This window comes from Desulfosporosinus cupriresistens (genome assembly GCF_001707885.1).
In the GTDB taxonomy this organism is placed as follows: Bacteria; Bacillota; Desulfitobacteriia; order Desulfitobacteriales; family Desulfitobacteriaceae; genus Desulfosporosinus.
The window spans coordinates 13,005-33,587 of record NZ_MASS01000005.1 but is presented as its reverse complement, the minus strand read 5'-3'; the positions used below and the strand labels follow the sequence as shown (position 1 = coordinate 33,587).

Sequence of the window (20,583 nt, the reverse complement as noted above, 5' to 3'; positions counted from 1 at the left end):
CAAACAGCGCCACACTCCCTTGAAATGCAACAAAAAACTGTCCCACCCGTAGCTGAGCCCAGACGACGCATCAAGAACAGCCTAATCCCGTCGACCCAAGCCAGAGGAAGTTTCTCTGCTTAGAGAGCGCTTTAGTGGAATTCGCGTCAATGAGCGCGGAGGTTAAAGCGTTAAGAAACGCAACAGTTCACATGCAGAAAGCCCAGAGGTTTTGCGTTTTAGCTTTAGCCTCAAGTGAATAGCGAATGCAGCTTGTGCGAACGTGCAGAGAAACTTCCTCCCGCCAAGAGGCAAGGCAAACTTAAAAGGAGGAACACCAATGGCCATCTTGTTGAAACGTAAACTACTAGATAATACAGACATTATAGCCGCAATGGGGATTGTGGGTATCGTGGTCATGATGGTTGTTCCTTTGCCCGCAGGGTTTCTGGATATCTTAATTACTTTGAATATTACGGCATCGGTTCTAACGATGATGTTGGCAGTGTTTGCCCAAGACCCGTTGGAATTTTCGGCTCTACCTTCACTTTTGCTAACTCTAACGTTGTTTCGTTTGTCGTTGAACGTCTCAGCTACCCGTCTTATTCTCCTTGACGGCCATGCTGGACTGGTCATTCAGCAGTTTGGAGAATTTGTCATTCGAGGAAATCCGGTCGTAGGTTTTATTATCTTTATTATCTTGGTCCTTGTTCAATTTATCGTGATCACCAAAGGGGCAGAGCGTGTTTCCGAAGTTGCGGCGCGTTTTACCTTGGATGCAATGCCGGGAAAGCAAATGTCGATTGATGCTGACCTCAATGCGGGCATGATAACCGAACAGCAGGCTCGTGATCGTCGTAAAGCGATTCAACAGGAAGCGGATTTTTATGGAGCAATGGATGGTTCGACTAAGTTTGTTAAAGGGGATGCCATTGCTGCTATTATCATTTTATTCATTAATATTATTGGAGGGTTCATTGCTGGTGTCGTAATGCAGGGGATGCCTTTGCTTGACGCTCTCCACAAATATACCTTGCTAACGATCGGGGAGGGACTTGTTTCTCAGATTCCGGCGCTCCTGATCTCTACCGCTACGGGTCTAGTTGTTACCCGGGCAGCTTCGGAAAGCAATTTAGGCAATGATTTAGCTAAACAACTGTTTCGAAATCCCAAGGCCTTGTTCATCACAGCGGGTGTATTAACCTTGTTGGCTGTTCTCGGTTTACCGCCAGTGCCAATGTTACTCGTTGCTGCTGCTTTAATCGCTGCAGGAGTTATGTTGCAACGAAACTCCAAGGTATCGGTTGTCGAGGAGACGGCGGCTGCTCGAGAATCGGAGATTGAAGAAAGCAAGAAACCAGAAAATGTCTTAAACCTTTTGTATATTGACCATATGGAACTCGAACTGGGTTATGCGCTGATCGCCTTAGTCGATGTTCAGCAAGGAGGAGATTTGCTGGATCGGATTGTTCTTATCCGGCGTCAAATAGCCAGCGAGCTGGGATTTATTGTTCCAGTGATACGGGTACGCGACAATATGAATCTGCAGCCAAACCAATATATTATCAAAATACGAGGCTCAGAAATTGCTACAGGTGAAATTCTGGCCGACCACTACATGGCCATGAGCAGTGGGTTTGACGATGATAGCATACCGGGCACTCCTACAAAAGAGCCCGCCTTCGGGCTGGATGCTAAGTGGATCAATGCGATGTACCGAGAACAGGCGGAACTGAGCGGGTGGATGGTAGTAGATGCTCCGACCGTTCTGGCGACACACATCACAGAAGTAATCAAAACTCAGGCTTGGGAGATCCTCAATCGTCAAGATGTTAAATCTCTTATTGACCATGCTAAGGAACAAGCTCCTGCTGTGGTGGATGAATTAATCCCAGATCTACTAAGCTTGGGCCAAGTGCAGAAGGTTCTAGCGAACCTGCTGCGTGAGAGGGTCTCGATACGGGACATGGTGTCGATTCTCGAAACTCTTGCCGATCAGGCCCAAGGCACAAAAGATTTGGACCGTTTGACTGAACATGTCCGGCAGGCGTTAGCTCGTCAAATCTTACAACCGCTCGTCGGTAAAGATAAAACTTTACCGGTGATCACCCTAGATCCTCAGATTGAACAGCAGATTCTCGACAGTATTCAACCGTCCGATTATGGCACTTTTTTAGCGCTTGATCCGAAGATGTTACAAGTGCTCGTGCAAAATCTTACACGAGAGATCGAAAAGGTTACGCTTAAAGGGTTTACACCAGTAATTGTTTGTGCTCCGCTGGTGAGAATCAATTTGAAACGAGTTACGGAGCGTCAACTCCCACAACTTATGGTTCTTTCATATAATGAGTTAGTCCAAGGAGTACAAATCCAAGCTGTAGGAATGGTGGGGATGAATCGTGCGAGTTAGGCGTTTCGTTGGTGATAATGTGGCCGAAACCATGGGAAAAGTGAAGCGGGAATTGGGGTCAGAAGCGGTCATCCTTCAGACACGTGAGTTCAGAGAAGGAGGTTTTCTGGGTTTATTTGGAAGACTGAAAGTGGAAATCACAGCGGCTATTGAAGAAAATCCAGTGGCAGCAGTGAAACCCCCAACGCCTAATTATGCGTATCATGTCAAGGATGTAAAGCTCCCAGGTACTGAGCCAGTGTCTGATACCAAAGGTCCATCCGGAGACATTCAGGATGAACTTCAGCATATGCGTCTGATGCTGGAGAAAATGAATAAACATATCGAAGGACTCGGAGAAGAGAAAAGTAATTGGCCTCCGATTCTTCAAAGATGGGCGGATCATTTACAGAACAGAGGAGTAAATAAAAACTTGGTTAAGTGTCTGATACGCCAAGTGCAAAAAACTCTGCCTGAAGTTGAGTGGGGCGATGATCTCCAGGTGTACGCTCGGATTGAAGCAAATGTTCGCCAAATATGCGGACAGACAGGGTTGATACAGCCAGGGCTTGAGAAGCCACGGATTGTCGCTTTGGTCGGGCCCACCGGAGTGGGTAAAACGACAACAATCGGCAAACTTGCGGCCGGATTTAGTATTGTTGATAAACGCAAAGTCGCTTTGATTACGGCAGATACATATCGAGTTGCTGCAGTGGAGCAACTTAAGACGTTTGGCGAAATTATCGGGGTACCCGTTGAAGTCGTGATGACTCCTTCGGGATTACGCGAGGCGCTCGATTTTCATGCGGATAAAGAACTTATCTTTATAGATACAGCAGGACGAAGCCCCAACCACGAGTTACATATGTCTGAATTACGTGCCTTTTTGGATAAAGCAAAACCGGATTTCACAATGCTTGTTATGAGCGCAACAACGCAATCCTCCGATCAACTTCAGATCTATAAACGTTTCGAAGCCCTCGCCACACATCTTATCTTTACAAAGTTAGATGAAACATTGAGTGCAGGATCCATAATCAATCTCTTGGAACAGACAACAATCCCCACGGCCTATTTAACGAACGGCCAGAATGTCCCGGACGACATTGATGCCGCGACGCCGAGTCGTTTGGCTTACTATGCGTTAGGGGAGGAGATGCCTAATGCATGATCAAGCGAGCGAATTGCGCGAGTTGGTCAATAGAGAAAAAAACAATAACAAAATGCGAGTTATTGCCGTAACCAGCGGCAAAGGGGGCGTGGGCAAAACTAATTTCACGGTTAACCTGGCCTTAGCGCTCGCTGAATATGGACAACGCATTGTTATTCTCGATGGAGATTTGGGCCTCGCGAACGTAGATATTGCCTTTGGCCTTACTGCACGGTATACGATTGAGCATTTATTGTCTGGAGAAAAGACAATTGAACAGATTCTGCTTACCGGTCCTCGAGGTATAGGGATCATACCGGGGGGGTCTGGTGTTCAAGAGCTTGCGAATTTAGAACGGGATAGATTATCGAATGTCATAGTCAATCTCGGACGGCTGGAGAAAATGACCGATCTATTGATTATTGATACAGGGGCGGGGCTGGGGAATATAGTGACGAATTTTTTGCGGGCTGCGGATGACATCATTATGGTGACCACTCCGGAACCTACGGCGTTAATGGATGCCTATGGTTTACTTAAAACTTTGAAGAAAGAAGTCGGCGAGGTACCGATTCATGTGGTTATTAACCGGGTACGGACAGAAGCAGACGCCTGGGCGACGTTTAAAAGGTTGGAAATTGCAGTGCGCAAATTCTTACACGGGTCGATTGATTTGATGGGTTGGGTTTACGATGACTCGCTCATGGGGCGCTCCGTCATGCAGCAGGAACCACTGGGAATTAGTTATCCTGAAAGTCCAGCCTATCGTTGTATTCAGTGGATTGCTGGTACAGTTGCGGGGATTTATCTTAGACCGCCTCGACAAGCGGGCGGAATCCGGGGGTTCTTGAGTAAGCTATTACGTTAGTTTTAAGAGTACATCAGTATTCACTTAAGGGAAACTCGCTTTAGATGCATCTTTAGATGATCTTATCTAGGAACATAATCAATAGTCGAACCACGAACTTCGAATATCGAACTTCGAAAAAGGGGTGATTGATTTGACGTATAAGAAGAAGCTTTTGCCTGGGCTGATAGCTGAGCTTATTGTACAGGAAGGCGAGTACGAAGGAAAATATCGGACGCGAATTGAAGAGGTGGGAGAAAGACTTCTGTCAGTTGGCGCTCCGTTCGAACATGGTGAGGTGGTCCCTCTGCGCGAAGGGACAAAAGTGAAACTAATATTTTGGGATGAAGTGTCGGCCTACTCGTTTGTGGCTAGGATTATGCAACGAATTGCAGCTCCGATTCATTTATTTGTTCTTGAGCTGCCGGATTCTATATTAAAGGTCCAACGCCGCAATTATGTCCGAGTTCCAGCTCTCTACCCGATTACCTTTCAAACAGTGACCAAAGAGGGTCTTAGTGACAGTTATAAAGGAACTATGCTCGACTTAAGTGGTGGAGGTATTCGCTTTTTGACGGAGGAATGTGTGGAAAATAGATCGATACTCTATTTTCAGGTAGGTTTGCCAAACGGAGATTTGCGGGCCCCGGTTCTTGTTTGCCGGGCTGAAAAGCTAGAAGATAGCAAACCCCAGCGATACTGTATTTCAACAGAATTCCATGAGATCCTAGAGAGAGATCGAGATCGAGTCATTCGCTGCGTCTTTGATATCCAAAGGGCGATGCGTAAGAAAGGGTTGGTATAAAAAATGGAGATTACACAGTTCCAACTTGACGCCTTGCGTGAAGTCGGAAATATCGGGTCAGGCCATGCGGCAACAGCCTTGTCCACCCTTTTGCAACGCAGGATTGAGATGTCAGTACCAAAAGTTTGGGCGGTACCCTTCGAACAGGTCTCCATCATAGTAGGTCAACTTGATACGCCTCAAGCTACAATCTATGTGAAAGTTGAAGGGGAGGCTCCGGGAAAAGCTGTTTTTTTCTTTCCAATAGAAAGTGCTGAGATCGTGGTTCAAGCTCTGTTTGGGATGGATGAACCACTGGATCTATATACTAATGAGATGGCTCAATCGGCTTTGAAAGAAGTTGGGAACATCTTAGTTAGCTCTTTTCTAATTTCCTTAAGCCAATTTTCGGGAATTCCCCTTCAGCCTTCCGTGCCCGCGTTAGCAGTGGATATGATTGGGGCGAGTTTAGATGCTATTTTTCTTGAAGAGGGCTTACTTGACGACACGGTGTTGTTTATCGATACGCAGCTCTCTGGAATCCCTAAGATTAAAGGGCAATTTATCTTTTTACCAGACGATGGGTCCTTAAAAAAGTTGTTAGGAGCAATAGGAGTATGAATGGTGTGATCAGTGTCGGGATGGCTGATTTTAAAACGGCCAGATCTCCTGATATTTTGTTAACTGCCGGGTTAGGCTCTTGTATTGGTATTTGCATTCATGACCCGCATCTGAAAGTAGGGGGGATGGCTCACATTATGCTTCCGTCAGCTAGTGGGAGTTTAGGGGGAAATCCGGCAAAATATGCAGATACTGCTCTTGTGTTATTACTTCAAGAGATTGCTAGTATGGGAGCAGTGAGTTCTCGTCTGAGAGCGAAAATGGCAGGTGGCGCTCAGATGTTTTCTTTTCCAGGAAAACCCCCAGTTCTTAAGATCGGGGAACGCAATGCCGAAGCTGTAGAGCAAGAATTGAAGAAAAATGGAATTCCGCTTCTGATTGCTGATATCGGAGGAAGTTTTGGGCGCACAATTCATTTTGATGTTGGGACCGGGGAATTGCGTATTCGAACAATTAAGCATGGCGAAAAGGTGATTTGATGTCCGTTCAACATAGTGAAAGTAAACTGTTTCAGGTCTGGGCTTTGCGTCTTGCCATAATAACAACGTTTATTGTTGTGTTACTTAGCTGGCTCAATGGGGTGAGGATCTTCGACTTAATTGTTAGGGCTGGGGTTTCATTTGGGGTTATATATCTCTTAATGGTCGGAACTTATAGCTTGTTTGAAAGGACTGCACCCCCAAAACCCGAAGATGAGCATTCGGATTCCGGGCGGGGAGGGTTTATTGATATCTCTGTCGGAGATGATCAACTCCACACGTCACCGGTACAAGACTCAAGATTTCCAGGCCAGGTTGATCAGGATTTAAGCGCAGGACTGCCGGACAGTGAGCGACAAGCGGAAATAGTGCGCCGTATGGGCTGGGAATAATTCGAGGTTCGATATTCGAACAACTGCTTTTGAGATTTCGGCGTAGTATATTAAGAAAACTCATTTTAGTGAAGCTTCAATCTTAATCTGAAGTATAGTTGTCCTTGTTAAGGAGCGAAATGTACGATTTGCGACATTTTAGTTTGCAATTTTCGAACCACGAACATCGAATATCGAACATCGATTAGGGGGGGAGTAAGACTTGGTACCGAAAGCTTATGAATCTGCTTCGCGAGGACCGTTGAAACAAGAACAGATCGAACGATACTTGCCTATGGTCAAGCGCCTTGCGGGTCGTTTAGCAATGTCTCTTCCGCCTCATATTGACGAGGATGATCTCATCGGCTATGGGGTCTTTGGGTTGCTGGATGCCTTGGAACGGTTCGAAGCCGCCCGGGGGGTTAAATTCGAAACGTATGCTTCGATCCGTATTCGTGGAGCTATGATTGATGGATTACGAATTATGGATTGGGTTCCTCATTCAGCAAGGCAGAAAGTGAAACGGGTTCAAGATGGGTTTGTTGAATTGGAATACCGGCTGGGACGGGTGGCCACTGCGGAAGAAGTGGCGGATTTACTTAAGGTAGAAGTGAAGGAAATCGAAGGGGTTCTAGCCCAAGCCCAGCTCTTAACTCTGATCTCATTCGATGAAACTACCACAGATCATGAAGGAGATAGTAGCGGCACGCCACTTAATTTACTCATGGACCATGAAGCCCAAGAAGCGTTTCAAGCGATAGAGAATGAGGAACAAGAAAAGATCCTTGCTGAAGCCGTGGAAAAATTGCCTGATAAAGAAAAGTTAGTGGTTGCGCTTTATTACCAAGAAGAACTCACCTTAAAAGAGATTGCAGCAGTTTTAAAACTCTCTGAATCTAGGATTTGTCAACTCCATTCTCAAGCGATCCTGCGCTTGCGTAGCAGGTTTAGCCGTCAAAAGAAGAATTTACTGTAGAAAATAATCGTGCTAATGTTTTATTAGGATTTTGCCGATATAGACAATAGAAGTCTACGTAGGAGGTGAAAGAAGTGGCGGGTATTAATGTCCTTTCGGATACCCTCAAGGGTGGAAATAAATTGGAAAAGACACTAACTCTTAAGGGAAAAGATGTGGCAGACAGCTCTGACGCTGCTGTAGCGTTTGCTGCGATGCTTGGTAGCTCTATGAATTTACACGCAGATTCGAAAGGGCAGAACTCCTCTACAGCAGGCCAAGAATCAGAAGAAAAACAGAGTACTGATAATCCTGTGCAAAGCGTACAGAATCAGAGTATGCTAGGGTACGGTAATTTTGCGCTTTCATTTGTTTCGCAGCCTATGCTGCAGAGTGATCTTCCGGCAGGCAAGGAGGCCAATTCCGGAGACGTTGTGAGCCAGGGAGATGAGAATTTATCACTTACTAATTCAACTTTGGCTAAGGCACCCGTTGTTTCGGGCATCAATCTTGGATCAGCTATGTTGAATCTACTTTCTCTGGTATCAGATGAGGTTTCTGCGCAGTCAGGGATGACGACGCCTAAACCTCAGGGGGCTAACCCTGGAATCACGGAGTTGGATAAATATAGACAGGTTATAGCAAATCTTTTAGGGGCACTCTCTGGAGATATCTCAGAAGCCTCTCCAATAGGGAGTCCATTAAGCAGGGAAGATTCAGAGAACTCCCCAAACCGGAATCTTTATCAGGAAATGATGAGGGTTGTTCAGGGGTGGGTGACGGCTACGGACGACGTGGCTAAAGACGATCTGGTTTCATCTCCCAAAGGGAATCCTTTAAATTTAGAAAGCAAAGAAATTCAATCGTTGCTTGACGATTTAACCCCAGGGATTGGTACAGGTAGCCCGGCGTTAAAGGCAAAGGCAGTCACGTTGCTGGCAGCAGCCCTAAACCCTATCCTAAGTCAAGGGACTAACGAGGCAAAAGCGTCTCAACGAATGAATGAAATACAAGGGAGTTCGGAACCCTTCATAAAACAATTGAAGGAAACTGACTTTAACACCGTCAAAATGCCAGCGAAAAATACAGCCTTGCTTACCAATTCTCAGCAGAAATCTGCTGGAGTAGGTTTACAAGAGGGAGAGGACACCCACTCCAGTGAACTTTCCGGGGTAAAAGATGTGAATAATCAGAATTCAAGCGCTGGTTTTGGGGTTGCAAGCAACATGATTGCGGTGAACCTTGCAGACGGAAAAACAGTCGCTATTCCGGTATGGGAACAGATTTCCACCGTACTTCGTGAGCAAGTTAAGAGCAGGTCTCAGGATTTGAAACAACTGGACATTCAGCTGCATCCTGAAGATTTAGGTAAAATCCAAATCAATATACACTGGGAGAATGGGCGGGTCCATCTACAGGTACACGCTTCTGAAGCAGCAACTGGCCAGATTCTTCAGAACCAACTTTCGGATTTGCGTCACACTCTTACTAGTCAGGGTGTGAACTGTGGTTCGCTGCAAATGGGACAAGGTGGCGATCAGCAAAAGAATCCTCAAAGGGATGCTTCACAAAGGACTTTCAAGCAAGGCTCTAATCTTAATGAGGATGAAGACCTAATGTCAGTCACCAACCCCTCTCTTGAACAGGAAGAGAGCAACCGGATTAATGTCACGGCTTAGGAGGCAATAACATGAGTAACACAATTAGTGGGACAAGTTCTACAGCCAATACAGCGAGTACAACGAAAAATACTAATACAACCTCTGGTAATTCGCTAGGGAAAGACGATTTTCTCCAGTTATTAGTGGCTCAGATGCAAAATCAGGATCCCTTGAATCCAACGGATAGCAAAGAGTCGATTGCCCAATTGGCTCAGTTCAGCGCTTTGGAGCAGATGACCAATATCTCTACATCCATGGACGCCTTGAACGCAACTATGACCTATCAGTCCCAACTATCTTCACTCTCACAAGGGGCAGCTATGATCGGCAAATGGGTGAGCGGGGTGGATACGGATGGAGAGACTACCATTGAGGGAACCGTTGAAGCTGCGAAGTGGCTTGATGGCGATCCTAAGTTGCAAGTTCGTAAGGCGGATGGAAATCTTGTGGATTTGGAGTTAGGAATGATTACATCGGTTCAGGATCAACAGACTAGTACTACAGATACTACTACAGATACTACTACAGATACTGCAGCGGGGGCTGCATAATGAAACTTTCCTAAGGGAGTTTTTAACATTAGGAGATGTATAGCCTGAACTTTAGCCAGCGGCGGTTAGGCGTCGGATAACATAAAAGTCTGTTTTTCGTGGTCACTAAAATACAAAGAGGAGGAATATGGATTATGATGCGTTCGTTATATTCAGCAGTTTCGGGATTAAAGAATCATCAAATCAAGATGGATGTTATTGGCAATAACATTGCTAATGTCAACACAACGGGTTTTAAAAAGAGCAGGACGACGTTTGCTACTGCACTGAGTCAAACTCTTCAGGGGGCATCCGTATCGACGGCCACTTCAGGAGGGAACGGAGGGACGAACCCGATTCAGGTTGGACTGGGAGCCTCTCTCAGCTCTATTGATCAAATGATGACCCAGGGAAGTGCATCGTCTACGGGAGTTGGTACAGATTTGATGATCAATGGGCCTGGCTTTTTTGCTTTACAGCAAGGTTCGCAAACAGTCTATTCGCGTGCGGGTGCCTTCCATAAAGATAGTGATAATTACTTAGTTGATGCAGCAGGCTCAAAGGTATTGGATGACACCGGTACCCCGATTCAAATTACGGCAGGTACTGCAAGCTTTACCATTGATTCTATGGGAGCGATTACAGAGGTTGATTCGGCAGGTACAAGTAGTACAAACCCACAATATATTCAGCTTGCGACGTTTCCGAATGATACTGGCTTGCTAAGTATTGGTGGAAGCTATTATTTACCTTCAAACAATTCCGGGACAATTAACATCTTTGGTGGTACCACCACCAACTATCCCTCAGGAACGACGTTATCTTCAGGCAATTTAGAAATGTCTAATGTTGACCTATCTTCGGAATTTACGGATATGATCATTGCCCAACGTGGCTTCCAAGCGAACTCACGCGTGATTACAGTTTCAGACTCCCTCTTAGAAGAACTAATTAACCTCAAACGCTCATAATACGAGCTTTAACTTCATTGTGAGAAGACGGAGGGTTGCCTCATGCGCTTAATAGGAACAGCTGCGTCGGGGATCCGTGCGCAGCAGGTAGCGATCGATACCATAGGAAATAACATAGCTAATGTGAATACACTGGGATTTAAAGCGAATCAGGTGGATTTCGCTGAGGCTTTGTCGACAGAGGTACTTTACAGGAACAAAAAAACCGGAGGAAAAACTGACGTAACTACTCTAGACTTAGGGTCTGGGATAGTGTGTAATGGCATTGGAACGGATTTTCAACAAGGCACGCTTACCCAAACGGATCGTTCTTTAGATCTGGGGATAGATGGAGCGGGGTTCTTTCAGGTCAGGACGCCTGACGGAACGATGGGCTATACTCGTGTTGGAGCTATGCAAGTAGATGGTTCGGGGCAACTTTCTGATATGCAGGGAAATATTGTCCAAACGAATGGTTTGATTCCTTCAGGGGCTACGGAAGTGGCAGTTGCTGCGAATGGTGATATAACCGGAGTTAGCGATGGAGAAAATATGACATTCGGGCAGATTGTTTTGGTAGGTTTTCAGAATCCTGAGGGGTTACTAAGAAAAGAGAACAATCTCTTTGTGCCGACTGTTAATTCAGGCGAACCACAGGTTGGACAACCAGGCAACACCACAGCCGGTAATCTGGTACTTGGAACTATTCGCGGTCAGTCTTTAGAACAATCAAATGTCGACTTGGCTACCTCAATGACGGATCTTATGCAAGTCCAGCGAGCTTATCAAGTGAATGCCAGGTTGGTTCAGGACGGTGATCAGATGTGGGGCATTGCTAATGCCTTGAGGAGGTAAGGAGAATGTTCGGTTGGTTAGATGGGCCAGTATTAAACGTTTTGCAGAAAGGACTGGATGCTTCGAGTATGAGGCAGAAGGTGTTATCTAATAACGTTGCCAATATAGATACCCCGCAGTTTAAACGTTCAGATGTTGATTTCCAAGAGGTTCTTGGCGCTGCCTTAGGAGAAAAGAGTACAGGCTTGCCCATGAAGCTGACGGCTCCTAAGCACATCCGCGGTATTGGTGAAGGCGATGGTTCGGGGATTGAGACGGATTATTCAACTTCATTGCGTAATGATGGGAATAACGTGGATGTCGACCAAGAGATGTCCAATGTAGCTGAAAATGGGCTGTACTACAATTCCCTTACTCGTACTATATCTTCTCAACTAGGATTGCTCCGGATGGTTTTAAAGTAAGGGCAATCCCAAGAAATTCTTCGACGATTAGAACTCGAAGTAATTAACAAAGGCGGGGTAAGCATGATACGAGGATTATACACTTCAACCACAGGAATGTTGGCCGCGCAAACACAAAGCGAAGTTATTGGGGATAATGTTACCAATGTGAAGACACCGGGTTATAAAGAAGAGCTTGCTAGTAATATTTCTTTCCCTTCGATGCTGATTCAACGTATGGGAGGAAACCAAGCTTCTGAAGTTGTAGCGGTTGGTGGGATGGGGACGGGGTTAGGAGTTGATCGTCTCACTCTGTCAAACGTTCAAGGATCTTTAGATACGACGGATATTAATACGGACTTTGCCTTAAGTACACCAGGATATTTTGTGGTCCAAACGCCGGCAGGAGAACGCTTTACGCGTAATGGGCATTTCCAGAGAAATGCCGATGGGATGCTTCAAACTCCCGACGGGTTTGCTGTGCTGGGAGTAAATGGCCCAATAGGGCCGCTTAGTTCTGATTTTAAAGTAAGCTCAGATGGCACAATTATTGATCATGGACTAAGTCTCGATCGCTTGCGGGTTGTAGAGATTCCGGAAGATGCGTTGCAACGTGAGGGACAATCATTATATAGGGCGACTCAACCGGTTCAAGTTTCGGTTGGGGCACAAATTCGACAGGGAGCGGTTGAAGCATCTAATGTCGACCTTTCAGGACAAATGGTTCAAATAATGTCCGTTATGAAAGCCTATGAAGCAAATCAAAGAGTGATTCAGACTCAAGATGAGATGTTAGGAAAGGCAGTGAATGAGGTCGGGAAGATATAGTTGTGAAGGATGTGTCAGGATGGCGGTTCAAGTCGTTGTTTGACCCACCCCCGCCACTGGTTACCGCTTCCTTTATCACGGGAATCGTAAATCTTCCGGAAAGGATGATCATCCAACTTATTCCGGAACAGATCTTGGAAAGTAGCGAATTCCAGATACTAAGTCAAATCACTGCAAGGTAGAGCTATTTGCTCTTTCGGAGACCTATTTAGAGACAGTGAAAGGAGGTTGACTGGAATGAATGTTGCCCAAATATTTCTCTTATTGCAAGCTCAACAAATGAATGCTGCTTGGCAGACCGCTCAATCGGAACAGGGTGGGTCGTCTGCAGCTGAGGGAATAGGTAATTCAAGCTCGCTGCTTTTTGCTACTTTACTTCAAGCGGCTCTGGGAGGCGGGACGAATGCTTCCCAAGCTGTAGCGCAGGTCAACGGCTATCCCGGAGTCTCTGTGGATCAGGTGAAGGGTGAAAGTGTTGGTTCTCTAGGAAATGTTATTAAGTTGATGGCCCAAAAATATGAGGTTGATCCAAGCCTAATTCAGCAGGTGGTCAAAGCAGAATCAGGGTTTAATACGAAGGCAACGTCACCAGCCGGTGCGATGGGCTTGATGCAGTTGATGCCAGGGACGGCGGCTTCTTATGGAGTGCAAAACGCCTACGACGCGACACAAAACTTAGATGGGGGAACGCATTTCTTAAAAGATTTGCTCGATCGGTTCCAAGGAAATGTTCCGTTGAGCTTAGCAGCTTATAATGCTGGGCCTGGGGCGGTTGATAAATATCAGGGAGTCCCTCCGTATAAGGAAACTCAGGCCTACGTGCAGAAGATTATGGCAGGGATGAACCAAAAGGATTGGGAAGCGTAGAATCCACTAGGCCGTAGCCCATAAATGATAGGGATTATACCTGAATGTTGAGTCCCTTATAATTACTAAGAAATGTTGACTTTAGCATAAAAAATATATAGAATCTGCTTAACTTAAGAAGTGTTACGGCCGTTGCCGTCCTAAAGTTTGTCCGAGCTGTGGTGCTGGCAAAGAACAGATCGTTAAAGTGGAATAGGGGACTCAAGAGGTAAAAAATGATAGACTACTATCGTTATCTATGGAGTACGACGTGGCCGAATATGATCGTACTCTTTTTGATATGGGGGGGCGTTCTCTCTCGATTAGGTTGGAAAATCCTGAAGATGTGGCGTTATGAACGCGATGCTTGGGGTTTTTTGTTGCTGACGGGGAAAGTTTTAATCTGGGCTGGGGTTTTAGCAATTTACACAGCACTATTATTTTTTTCCCAGCCAGATTGGTTAGCTCAACCAGGTTTTATCCAGGGCTCAGTTCAGGGCAAAGCCTATGATTCAGGATCAAGGTCCTATGTCTTAGATGTTCGTAGTGGTTCAAAACAAGAACAGTTCTATGTCGACAAAATTGTGTATGAGCAAATTAAGGTGGAAGACACGGTAAAGCTGATGTATCTCCCGCAGCGTCGAGAGGTTGTGCGCTGTGAGCTTGTAGGAAATTTGCTTTAGGAAGCAAATTCTACTAAAATAGGGGTACTAGGTAAGAGTGAGTACTTTTTTTGAGGTTGGGACTGACCTTTTAACTTTTTCTATGGTGAAAAGATTGGCTTGGGAAGCTGGAATATAGTCTTAATTCAGATTGGTTAAGAAAATTAAGCTGAAACTCCGATTTCACAAAAAAAGTTATGGCGTAATATGCTATAATGGGAATAAGATAGGGTAAGAACATGATGCGGAAAGGAGAGTGGGGATATGCGTGTTCAAAAAGTTAACGAGCATACCATCCGCATCTTTATCTCCTTGACAGAACTAACTGACAGGGATATTACGATGGCTGATCTATTTCAACGATCAGCGAAGACGGAACAATTGTTTTGGGAACTCATCGCGCAGGCAAGAGAAGAAGTAGAGTTTAATTTAGATCAGCCCTTTTGGATTCAGGCAACTGTGGCGACGAATGACGAGTTTGTGATCACGATCATGAAGCAGGAAGAACAAATCGAGGGGTTAATTAAGGATAAGGCCGCTCGTAAGTCCTCTAAAGGTCGTGTGACAGAATTAGTTTATGCGTTTGCCGACTTTGAAGATGTCTTATCCGCAGTGCGGCGCTTACCTGAATTTAATCAACTGCGTTCAGGCCTTTTTGAATTTGAAGAAGAGTACTACCTTGTCTTGAACCGTATGGGAACAGGTAAAAAAAGACTTTTGGCAGAGGCAATCCTGGATGAATACGGAGAAATTGTAGCCACGACGGGTGTTTTCCTGTCTGAACACGGGAAAATTATCATCCCAGTAAAGGCTGTGCAAACGCTTAATGCTTCTTTCAATAAGCCTTCACTCAGCTAAATGGAGAAGGTAGGAATAAGAAAAAGGGAAGCAAATGTTGCTTCCCTTTTCTTATTTTCGATGGTTAGCCACCACCATGTTTCATTTATACATATTATATGTAGATAAGTAAAGTTTAAGCTCCTGTTGAATTCGCCAAATTTCAGTTGGAGTTATAAACTCCAACTGAAGTGAATTTTCGTTAAGTCCAGTTTAGAGAGAATGGATCTTACCCACAGGAAAAGATAGCTGGAATTTGTCGTAGACAATGGATACAAACGGCTTTACCTTTAAACTTATGGACTTTTATGGTTTTACCGCAAAAGATGCAGGGCTGGAACTGTTCTTTTGTGAGAGAGAGCCTATCGAAGGGAATAATAATAGCCTGACGAGTTGGTTGCTTAAGTGGGGGGGTTGAACTGAGCTTGGACATCAAATACCTCCTCGAAGTAACTTATGTGTTGTTATTATCATATGCCAATCGTGATGTCGAAATCCTAAAAAGTGTGCGGGTCGGATTATAGAAAATTGGTCGATAATCGTTATGGCCTATAAGGAGTGGCAATCGGTGGATCAAGAGAAACAAAAGCGGTTAAGGGCACTTCCTGCTGTTCACGAAGTGATTTCTCGGCTGGAATACGAAGCGGAATTCAGTCCGTTTTTGACGAATGAAAGGCAGTTACCTCGTTTAACGCAGGGCGTTCGACAGGTTCTCCAAAAAGCAAGAGAAAATGTCAATCGAAATTTTTCGGATTCCTTTGCTGAGTCGGAATCTTCCCTCTGGGTATGGTTGAAAAGCCAGCTCTTACAGGAGCTGACCCATCCAAAAACTAGTTTGCGGCGTGTTATTAATGCCACTGGCGTCGTTTTACATACGAATTGCGGTAGGGCTTTACTTGTACCAGAGGTCGCACGTTATGTTGCCGAACAAGCTGAAAGGTACAGTAATCTTGAGTTGAATATTGAGTCCGGGGAGCGGGGATCGCGTTATGTTCATGTTGAACCGCTACTCTGTCGTCTGACTGGGGCAGAAGCGGCTATGGTGGTTAACAATAATGCTGCAGCGGTTCTTTTGATGATGAATACGTTTGCCCAAGGGAAAGAAGTCATTGTTTCACGTGGCGAACTGGTGGAAGTTGGCGGATCATTTCGGATTCCTGAGGTTTTAAAAGCCGGGGGGGCAAAACTTATCGAAGTTGGAGCAACGAATAAGACTTGGCTTAGAGACTACGAAGCAGCAATCGGACCTGAAACGGCTCTGATTTTAAAGGTACATACTAGCAATTACCGGGTTGAGGGATTTACTCATTCCGTTTCGGGAACAGAGTTGGTGAAGCTCGGTGAAAAGCGAGGTTTGCCTGTCATGGAAGATTTAGGAAGTGGAAGTTTTCTTGATGGGTCAAGTCTTGGATTTCCTATCGAACCGACTATTGAGCAAACGGTTAAGGCCGGGCTTTCCCTCGTGACCTTTAGTGGAGACAAATTACTTGGCGGTCCACAGGCTGGGATTATCGTGGGCAAGCGAGCGTTTATCGAACGTTTGAGGGCGAATCAATTGACTCGGGCGTTGAGGGTTGACAAATTGACCTTAGCAGCCCTCGAAGGGACCCTGCGTTTATATGAAAATGGAGGGGTAGCTGATATCCCCGTTTGGAGAATGCTCTCCCTCCCTCTGGATACTTTGAAATCGGTCGCGTTTGAGCTTGGAGCAGCGTTGCAGTCGAATCAGGCCATTGTCGCAGAGTTGAAAGAAGATGTCTCTCAGGTGGGTGGTGGGGCATGGCCCACAGTTGGGCTCCCAACTTGGGTGTGTGCCATCCGTCCAAAGAGTGGAAGTGTCATTGAGTTAGAGAAATTTTTGCGTCTAGGTCCGGTGGCTATTCTGACTCGAATTCATAAAGATTGGGTGCTTATTGATGGTCGAACTTTGTTGAGTGGGGACATTGCAGAAATTGTACGGCGTTTAGAAGACTGGGGGGAGGAAGTTTCTTAGCATCCTACGCCGGTAGGTATTCCTTTAGGGATCACGGCTTCGGCGATACTCTCCACTGGAGACTATCGTGATCGCACACGCTGCATTTGCTATTCGCTTGTCGCTAAGGCTAAAACGCAAAACCTCTGGGCTTTTCTGCATGTGAACCGTTGCGTTTCTTAACGCCTTATCGACTGCTCTCATTGACGCAATTCCGCTAAAGTGCTCGCTAAGCTAAGAAACTTCCTCTGGCTTGGGTCGGATGGGGACAATTTGCGTTGATGTAACTAGGGGCGGTTCTCGGTTGCGTCGCCTTGTTGCTTACCTGTCGTTATCGGCCTAGTCAAGCCGGTGATACCTGAAGAATTGCGATTTCGAATCGAGCATGATAGAATACCCACGTGTACAGGAACGGTAGTGGGGGGATAGATATGAAAGATCCAATGCAAACGATGGCTACTTGTTTTGAACAGGTGGCTTTATTCTTTCCAAGCGGTAATCCCAAGATTCAGGAAAACTTTGAGCGGCGTGCAGCTTATCTCGATACTAAGGACTATTTCAGAGATAGTTTGGCTGACACTTTAAAAACGTATCATACTCATTTAGGGGCCAGTGTGGAAACCCAACGGATGATTGAAGAGCTTAGACAAAAAGAAACGCTTGTGGTGATTACTGGTCAGCAGGCAGGGATTCTGACTGGGCCGTTGTATACCTTATATAAAGCGATGACTGTTATTTTGTTGGCTAGAGAGCAACGTGAAAAGCTTGGCCGCCCGGTTGTGCCAATTTTTTGGATTGCCAGTGAAGATCATGATTGGTTAGAGATTCAGATGACTTCTTTTTTAAATTCAGAAGGGAAACTGCTCCTTTGTCGTCTGCCGGGTGATGGGGGAGGGGAGTCTGTTGGAAATCAACCGGTTCCCGCATGGGAAACGATTGAAGCCCAACTAACGGGGATACCGGACAGTGAATTTCGCTCGTCTGTGCTAAATCAATGTCGCAACTTTGCGGAGCAGGCTGAGAATCTGACGCAGTGGTTTGCTCTTACCTTACAATGGTTGCTCCAAAAATGGGGACTTATTTTCTTTGATCCCTTGTTGCCTGAATTTAAGCGGCTCGCGGCTCCGATGTATGAGCAGATTTTGAAGATGCACGTCGATGTTCGAGATGCATTGGCTCAACGGACGAAGGAATGGGTTAACCTTGGTTTCAAGTCCCAGATCCAGCCAACCGGGGGGGAGGTCAATCTTTTTCTTGCTATACCAGAACGAAGGGCGATCCTGCGTAATGATCAAGCATTTTATTTAAGGGGACAAGAGGGACAGTGGGATTTAGATGCCCTTAACCTTTTATTAGCTCAAGAACCGGAGCGTTTTTCCCCTAATGTGGTGACCCGTCCGGTTGTTCAGGAATATCTATTTCCGACCTTGGCCTATGTTCCAGGACCAGGTGAACTAAATTACTGGGCCCAGTTAGGTGAAGTCTTCTCAACCTTTGGATTCGTTATGCCTATTCTTTACCCGCGTCTGTCTGTCGTTGTGTTAACAGCATCCTGGCAGAAATCTTTAAGCAGAGAAAGCTTAACCCTTGACGATGTTTATCGTGGCTTGGAGGAACACCGTGCACGCTGTGTGCGAGAAAGCGATACGCAAGACATCGATCAGCGCTTAGAGCGGTTGCGTTTACAAATTGAAGAGGGATATGCGGAACTCGAACCCTTGGAAGAGATCCATGCCAATGTCCATGAATGGTTGGTTCGAAATGAACAGAAAGTTAAGTTTCAGTTAGAGTATTTAAAGAAAAAGATTTGGCAGGCGCAGCGCAAACGATGTCGTGAAGCGCTTAATCGTTTGCAACAACTCGAGGATGGGATTACCCCCAATCATAGTAGACAGGAACGTGTTTTAAATCCCATGAGCTTTGTCACGCTTTACGGACTTAGCTTTGTGGATCGGGTTGCAGAACTTCCTATGACCGGAGATTTTTCGGAAAAGCAAATATATTTATGATTTTGATTTAATAAGAAAGACGTTAATTATATGAATTTAGTGACAAGGATTATTCACTCAGCACGGAGGCGAATAATCCTTCTTTATTTATGTAAATATTTTGCGAATTTTCTATCATATAAACTAAAGTTGGTTATAATAGTACAAAGATATTGAATGATGGAGTTGGTAGTGTGCGGCGCACGATGAGTTTGATCCTCCTGGCAGTTGCTTTATTGGGAGTTTCGACAGGGGGCTTTTTTTGGTATACAGGGTTGAGCGGAGCTAGGGCTAGTGGGATATTGCCTAATTCTAGTCCTATAGACTCCCCCAATGATGGTCTGTCAAAACGAGTTACTGTTTTACTCATTGGTGCCGATCAACGACTTGATCAGGCAAAGTATAATACCGACTCATTGATTTTAGCCAGCGTTGATCCGGAAACGCAACGGATTAGTCTGCTTTCGATTCCGCGCGATACAAGGGTTGCTGTGTTAGGGCATGGCTACGTGAAGATAAACTCTGTCGTGGCATTAACTGATTTGCCCACTTTGCAAAATACGGTGGAAGAGCTGACGGGTGAAACGATTGCAGGGTATATCCAGACGAATTTCCAAGGGTTTAAGCAAGTTATTGATACTTTAGGTGGAATTACGGTTAATGTCGAGAAGAATATGTACTATGAAACAGGTGATCTTGAGGATGGGTATATTAACCTTCATAAAGGCGTGCAGCGCTTGGATGGTGCTAAAGCGTTACAGTATGCCCGTTTCCGTTACGATTCTTTAGCAGATATTTCACGGACGGCAAGGCAGCAAGTTGTTCTGAAAGCAGTTGCCCAAGAGATGTTTCAGTTAAGCACTGTTCCCAAGCTTCCCGTCCTTATTCCACAGCTTATGCAGGCAGTAAAGACCAATTTAGCTAAAAAGGATATTTTGGCATTAGCCAAGGTTGCCAGCGGGTTGCAAAGCTCAAATGTGATCTCTCAGACATTACCGGGGTCATTTCTGGATCTGGATGGGGTAAGTTACTGGAAGGTCGACCCGCTCGAAGTAAAGGCAGTGGTTAAAAACCTATTACTTGGAAAGACAACCGATAAAGTTATTGACAAGGAAGAAGTGGATTTATTAAAGCCTGTCACTCCCACTCCCAGTCTATCACGACCGAAAGTCCCTGGTAACAGCGAGGATCCAAATGGACAGAAATCTTCGGGTTATCAGCTATTCCAATCTGAAGAATAACTAGTTCATAAGGGTTAAACATAATTATCAGTTTTCTGTGGCCATCCATGTTATAATCTTACTAAATTAAATAATGGTTTTGAAAATGGCAAACTTAGCGAAAGCTAAGGACGCAAAGCCATAGATCGTACAGGGAAGGCTGACGACAGCTAGGCTACCAAAAATCCACTTTTTTTGCCAATAGCTTTTTTAAAGTTTTTGGCATTTTTTAATTAAAAAATTCATTTGAAATAACAAAATACTCCTTTGTGAATG

23 protein-coding genes and 1 riboswitch are annotated in these 20,583 nt (G+C 45.3%); of the genes, 22 read left to right on the top strand and 1 reads right to left on the bottom strand.

Going from position 1 to position 20,583, the window contains the following annotated elements; genetic code table 11:
* Window positions 1-319 precede the first annotated feature (319 nt).
* The 20 genes from flhA to selA all read left to right on the top strand — a co-directional run bounded on the left by flhA (window position 320) and on the right by selA (window position 17,120).
* Window positions 320-2,389, top strand: a complete 2,070-nt coding sequence (flhA, locus tag DSBG_RS03075) for a flagellar biosynthesis protein FlhA (RefSeq protein ID WP_068962759.1) — start codon at window positions 320-322, stop codon at window positions 2,387-2,389.
* Complete coding sequence (gene flhF, locus DSBG_RS03070) at window positions 2,379-3,539, top strand: flagellar biosynthesis GTPase FlhF (RefSeq protein ID WP_068962758.1); 1,161 nt, start codon at window positions 2,379-2,381, stop codon at window positions 3,537-3,539. The genes flhA and flhF overlap by 11 nt, the downstream gene beginning before the upstream one ends.
* Window positions 3,532-4,386, top strand: a complete 855-nt coding sequence (locus DSBG_RS03065) for a MinD/ParA family protein (RefSeq protein WP_068962757.1) — start codon at window positions 3,532-3,534, stop codon at window positions 4,384-4,386. The genes flhF and DSBG_RS03065 overlap by 8 nt, the downstream gene beginning before the upstream one ends.
* A 133-nt stretch (window positions 4,387-4,519) precedes the next feature.
* Window positions 4,520-5,170 carry a flagellar brake protein gene (locus DSBG_RS03060; RefSeq protein WP_068962756.1) on the top strand — a complete coding sequence of 217 codons (651 nt, stop codon included), beginning with the start codon at window positions 4,520-4,522 and terminating at the stop codon, window positions 5,168-5,170.
* A gap of 3 nt (window positions 5,171-5,173) precedes the next feature.
* Window positions 5,174-5,770, top strand: coding sequence for a chemotaxis protein CheC (locus DSBG_RS03055; protein ID WP_068962755.1), 597 nt, complete (start codon window positions 5,174-5,176; stop codon window positions 5,768-5,770).
* Window positions 5,767-6,249, top strand: a complete 483-nt coding sequence (locus tag DSBG_RS03050; protein ID WP_068962754.1) for a chemotaxis protein CheD — start codon at window positions 5,767-5,769, stop codon at window positions 6,247-6,249. The genes DSBG_RS03055 and DSBG_RS03050 overlap by 4 nt, the downstream gene beginning before the upstream one ends.
* The gene (locus DSBG_RS03045) at window positions 6,249-6,641 is read left to right on the top strand and encodes a hypothetical protein (RefSeq protein WP_068962753.1); all 393 of its coding nucleotides are present in this window, start codon (window positions 6,249-6,251) and stop codon (window positions 6,639-6,641) included. The genes DSBG_RS03050 and DSBG_RS03045 overlap by 1 nt, the downstream gene beginning before the upstream one ends.
* Window positions 6,642-6,843: 202 nt before the next feature.
* The gene (locus tag DSBG_RS03040; RefSeq protein ID WP_068962752.1) at window positions 6,844-7,596 is read left to right on the top strand and encodes a FliA/WhiG family RNA polymerase sigma factor; all 753 of its coding nucleotides are present in this window, start codon (window positions 6,844-6,846) and stop codon (window positions 7,594-7,596) included.
* 74 nt (window positions 7,597-7,670) lie between these two features.
* The gene (locus DSBG_RS03035; protein ID WP_068962751.1) at window positions 7,671-9,254 is read left to right on the top strand and encodes a flagellar hook-length control protein FliK; all 1,584 of its coding nucleotides are present in this window, start codon (window positions 7,671-7,673) and stop codon (window positions 9,252-9,254) included.
* Between the two features lie 11 nt (window positions 9,255-9,265).
* Window positions 9,266-9,787, top strand: a complete 522-nt coding sequence (locus tag DSBG_RS03030) for a flagellar hook capping FlgD N-terminal domain-containing protein (protein ID WP_068962750.1) — start codon at window positions 9,266-9,268, stop codon at window positions 9,785-9,787.
* A gap of 134 nt (window positions 9,788-9,921) precedes the next feature.
* Entirely contained in the window at window positions 9,922-10,737 is an 816-nt protein-coding gene (locus tag DSBG_RS03025) for a flagellar hook-basal body complex protein (RefSeq protein ID WP_068962749.1), read from the top strand.
* A gap of 42 nt (window positions 10,738-10,779) precedes the next feature.
* Complete coding sequence (locus DSBG_RS03020) at window positions 10,780-11,571, top strand: flagellar hook-basal body protein (RefSeq protein ID WP_068962748.1); 792 nt, start codon at window positions 10,780-10,782, stop codon at window positions 11,569-11,571.
* A 5-nt stretch (window positions 11,572-11,576) separates the two neighbouring features.
* Window positions 11,577-11,975, top strand: coding sequence for a flagellar basal body rod protein FlgB (gene flgB, locus DSBG_RS03015; protein WP_068962747.1), 399 nt, complete (start codon window positions 11,577-11,579; stop codon window positions 11,973-11,975).
* 63 nt (window positions 11,976-12,038) lie between these two features.
* Complete coding sequence (locus tag DSBG_RS03010; protein ID WP_068962746.1) at window positions 12,039-12,782, top strand: flagellar hook-basal body protein; 744 nt, start codon at window positions 12,039-12,041, stop codon at window positions 12,780-12,782.
* Between the two features lie 2 nt (window positions 12,783-12,784).
* The gene (locus DSBG_RS03005; protein ID WP_068962745.1) at window positions 12,785-12,964 is read left to right on the top strand and encodes a CheW domain-containing protein; all 180 of its coding nucleotides are present in this window, start codon (window positions 12,785-12,787) and stop codon (window positions 12,962-12,964) included.
* 55 nt (window positions 12,965-13,019) lie between these two features.
* Window positions 13,020-13,649, top strand: coding sequence for a lytic transglycosylase domain-containing protein (locus DSBG_RS03000; protein ID WP_068962744.1), 630 nt, complete (start codon window positions 13,020-13,022; stop codon window positions 13,647-13,649).
* 215 nt (window positions 13,650-13,864) lie between these two features.
* Window positions 13,865-14,311: a hypothetical protein gene (locus DSBG_RS02995; protein ID WP_068962743.1), complete on the top strand. Its 447-nt coding sequence runs from the start codon at window positions 13,865-13,867 to the stop codon at window positions 14,309-14,311.
* Window positions 14,312-14,554: 243 nt separating this feature from the next.
* A complete protein-coding gene (locus tag DSBG_RS02990; protein ID WP_068962742.1) occupies window positions 14,555-15,148 on the top strand; it encodes an adaptor protein MecA in 594 nt (197 codons plus the stop codon).
* 247 nt (window positions 15,149-15,395) lie between these two features.
* Complete coding sequence (locus tag DSBG_RS22835; RefSeq protein WP_176716152.1) at window positions 15,396-15,545, top strand: hypothetical protein; 150 nt, start codon at window positions 15,396-15,398, stop codon at window positions 15,543-15,545.
* A 150-nt stretch (window positions 15,546-15,695) separates the two neighbouring features.
* Complete coding sequence (selA, locus tag DSBG_RS02980) at window positions 15,696-17,120, top strand: L-seryl-tRNA(Sec) selenium transferase (RefSeq protein ID WP_083236704.1); 1,425 nt, start codon at window positions 15,696-15,698, stop codon at window positions 17,118-17,120.
* Window positions 17,121-17,144: 24 nt separating this feature from the next.
* Here selA and DSBG_RS22830 read toward each other — a convergent pair whose 3' ends face one another.
* Complete coding sequence (locus DSBG_RS22830) at window positions 17,145-17,303, bottom strand: hypothetical protein (RefSeq protein ID WP_176716151.1); 159 nt, start codon at window positions 17,301-17,303, stop codon at window positions 17,145-17,147.
* A 227-nt stretch (window positions 17,304-17,530) separates the two neighbouring features.
* Here DSBG_RS22830 and bshC point away from each other — a divergent pair, with 227 nt between their 5' ends.
* Together bshC and DSBG_RS02970 are read left to right on the top strand one after the other, a co-directional pair.
* Window positions 17,531-19,108, top strand: coding sequence for a bacillithiol biosynthesis cysteine-adding enzyme BshC (bshC, locus tag DSBG_RS02975; RefSeq protein ID WP_068962739.1), 1,578 nt, complete (start codon window positions 17,531-17,533; stop codon window positions 19,106-19,108).
* A 173-nt stretch (window positions 19,109-19,281) separates the two neighbouring features.
* Window positions 19,282-20,328, top strand: a complete 1,047-nt coding sequence (locus DSBG_RS02970) for an LCP family protein (RefSeq protein WP_242877390.1) — start codon at window positions 19,282-19,284, stop codon at window positions 20,326-20,328.
* A gap of 77 nt (window positions 20,329-20,405) precedes the next feature.
* Window positions 20,406-20,490, top strand: a riboswitch (cyclic di-GMP riboswitch).
* Window positions 20,491-20,583 lie beyond the last annotated feature (93 nt).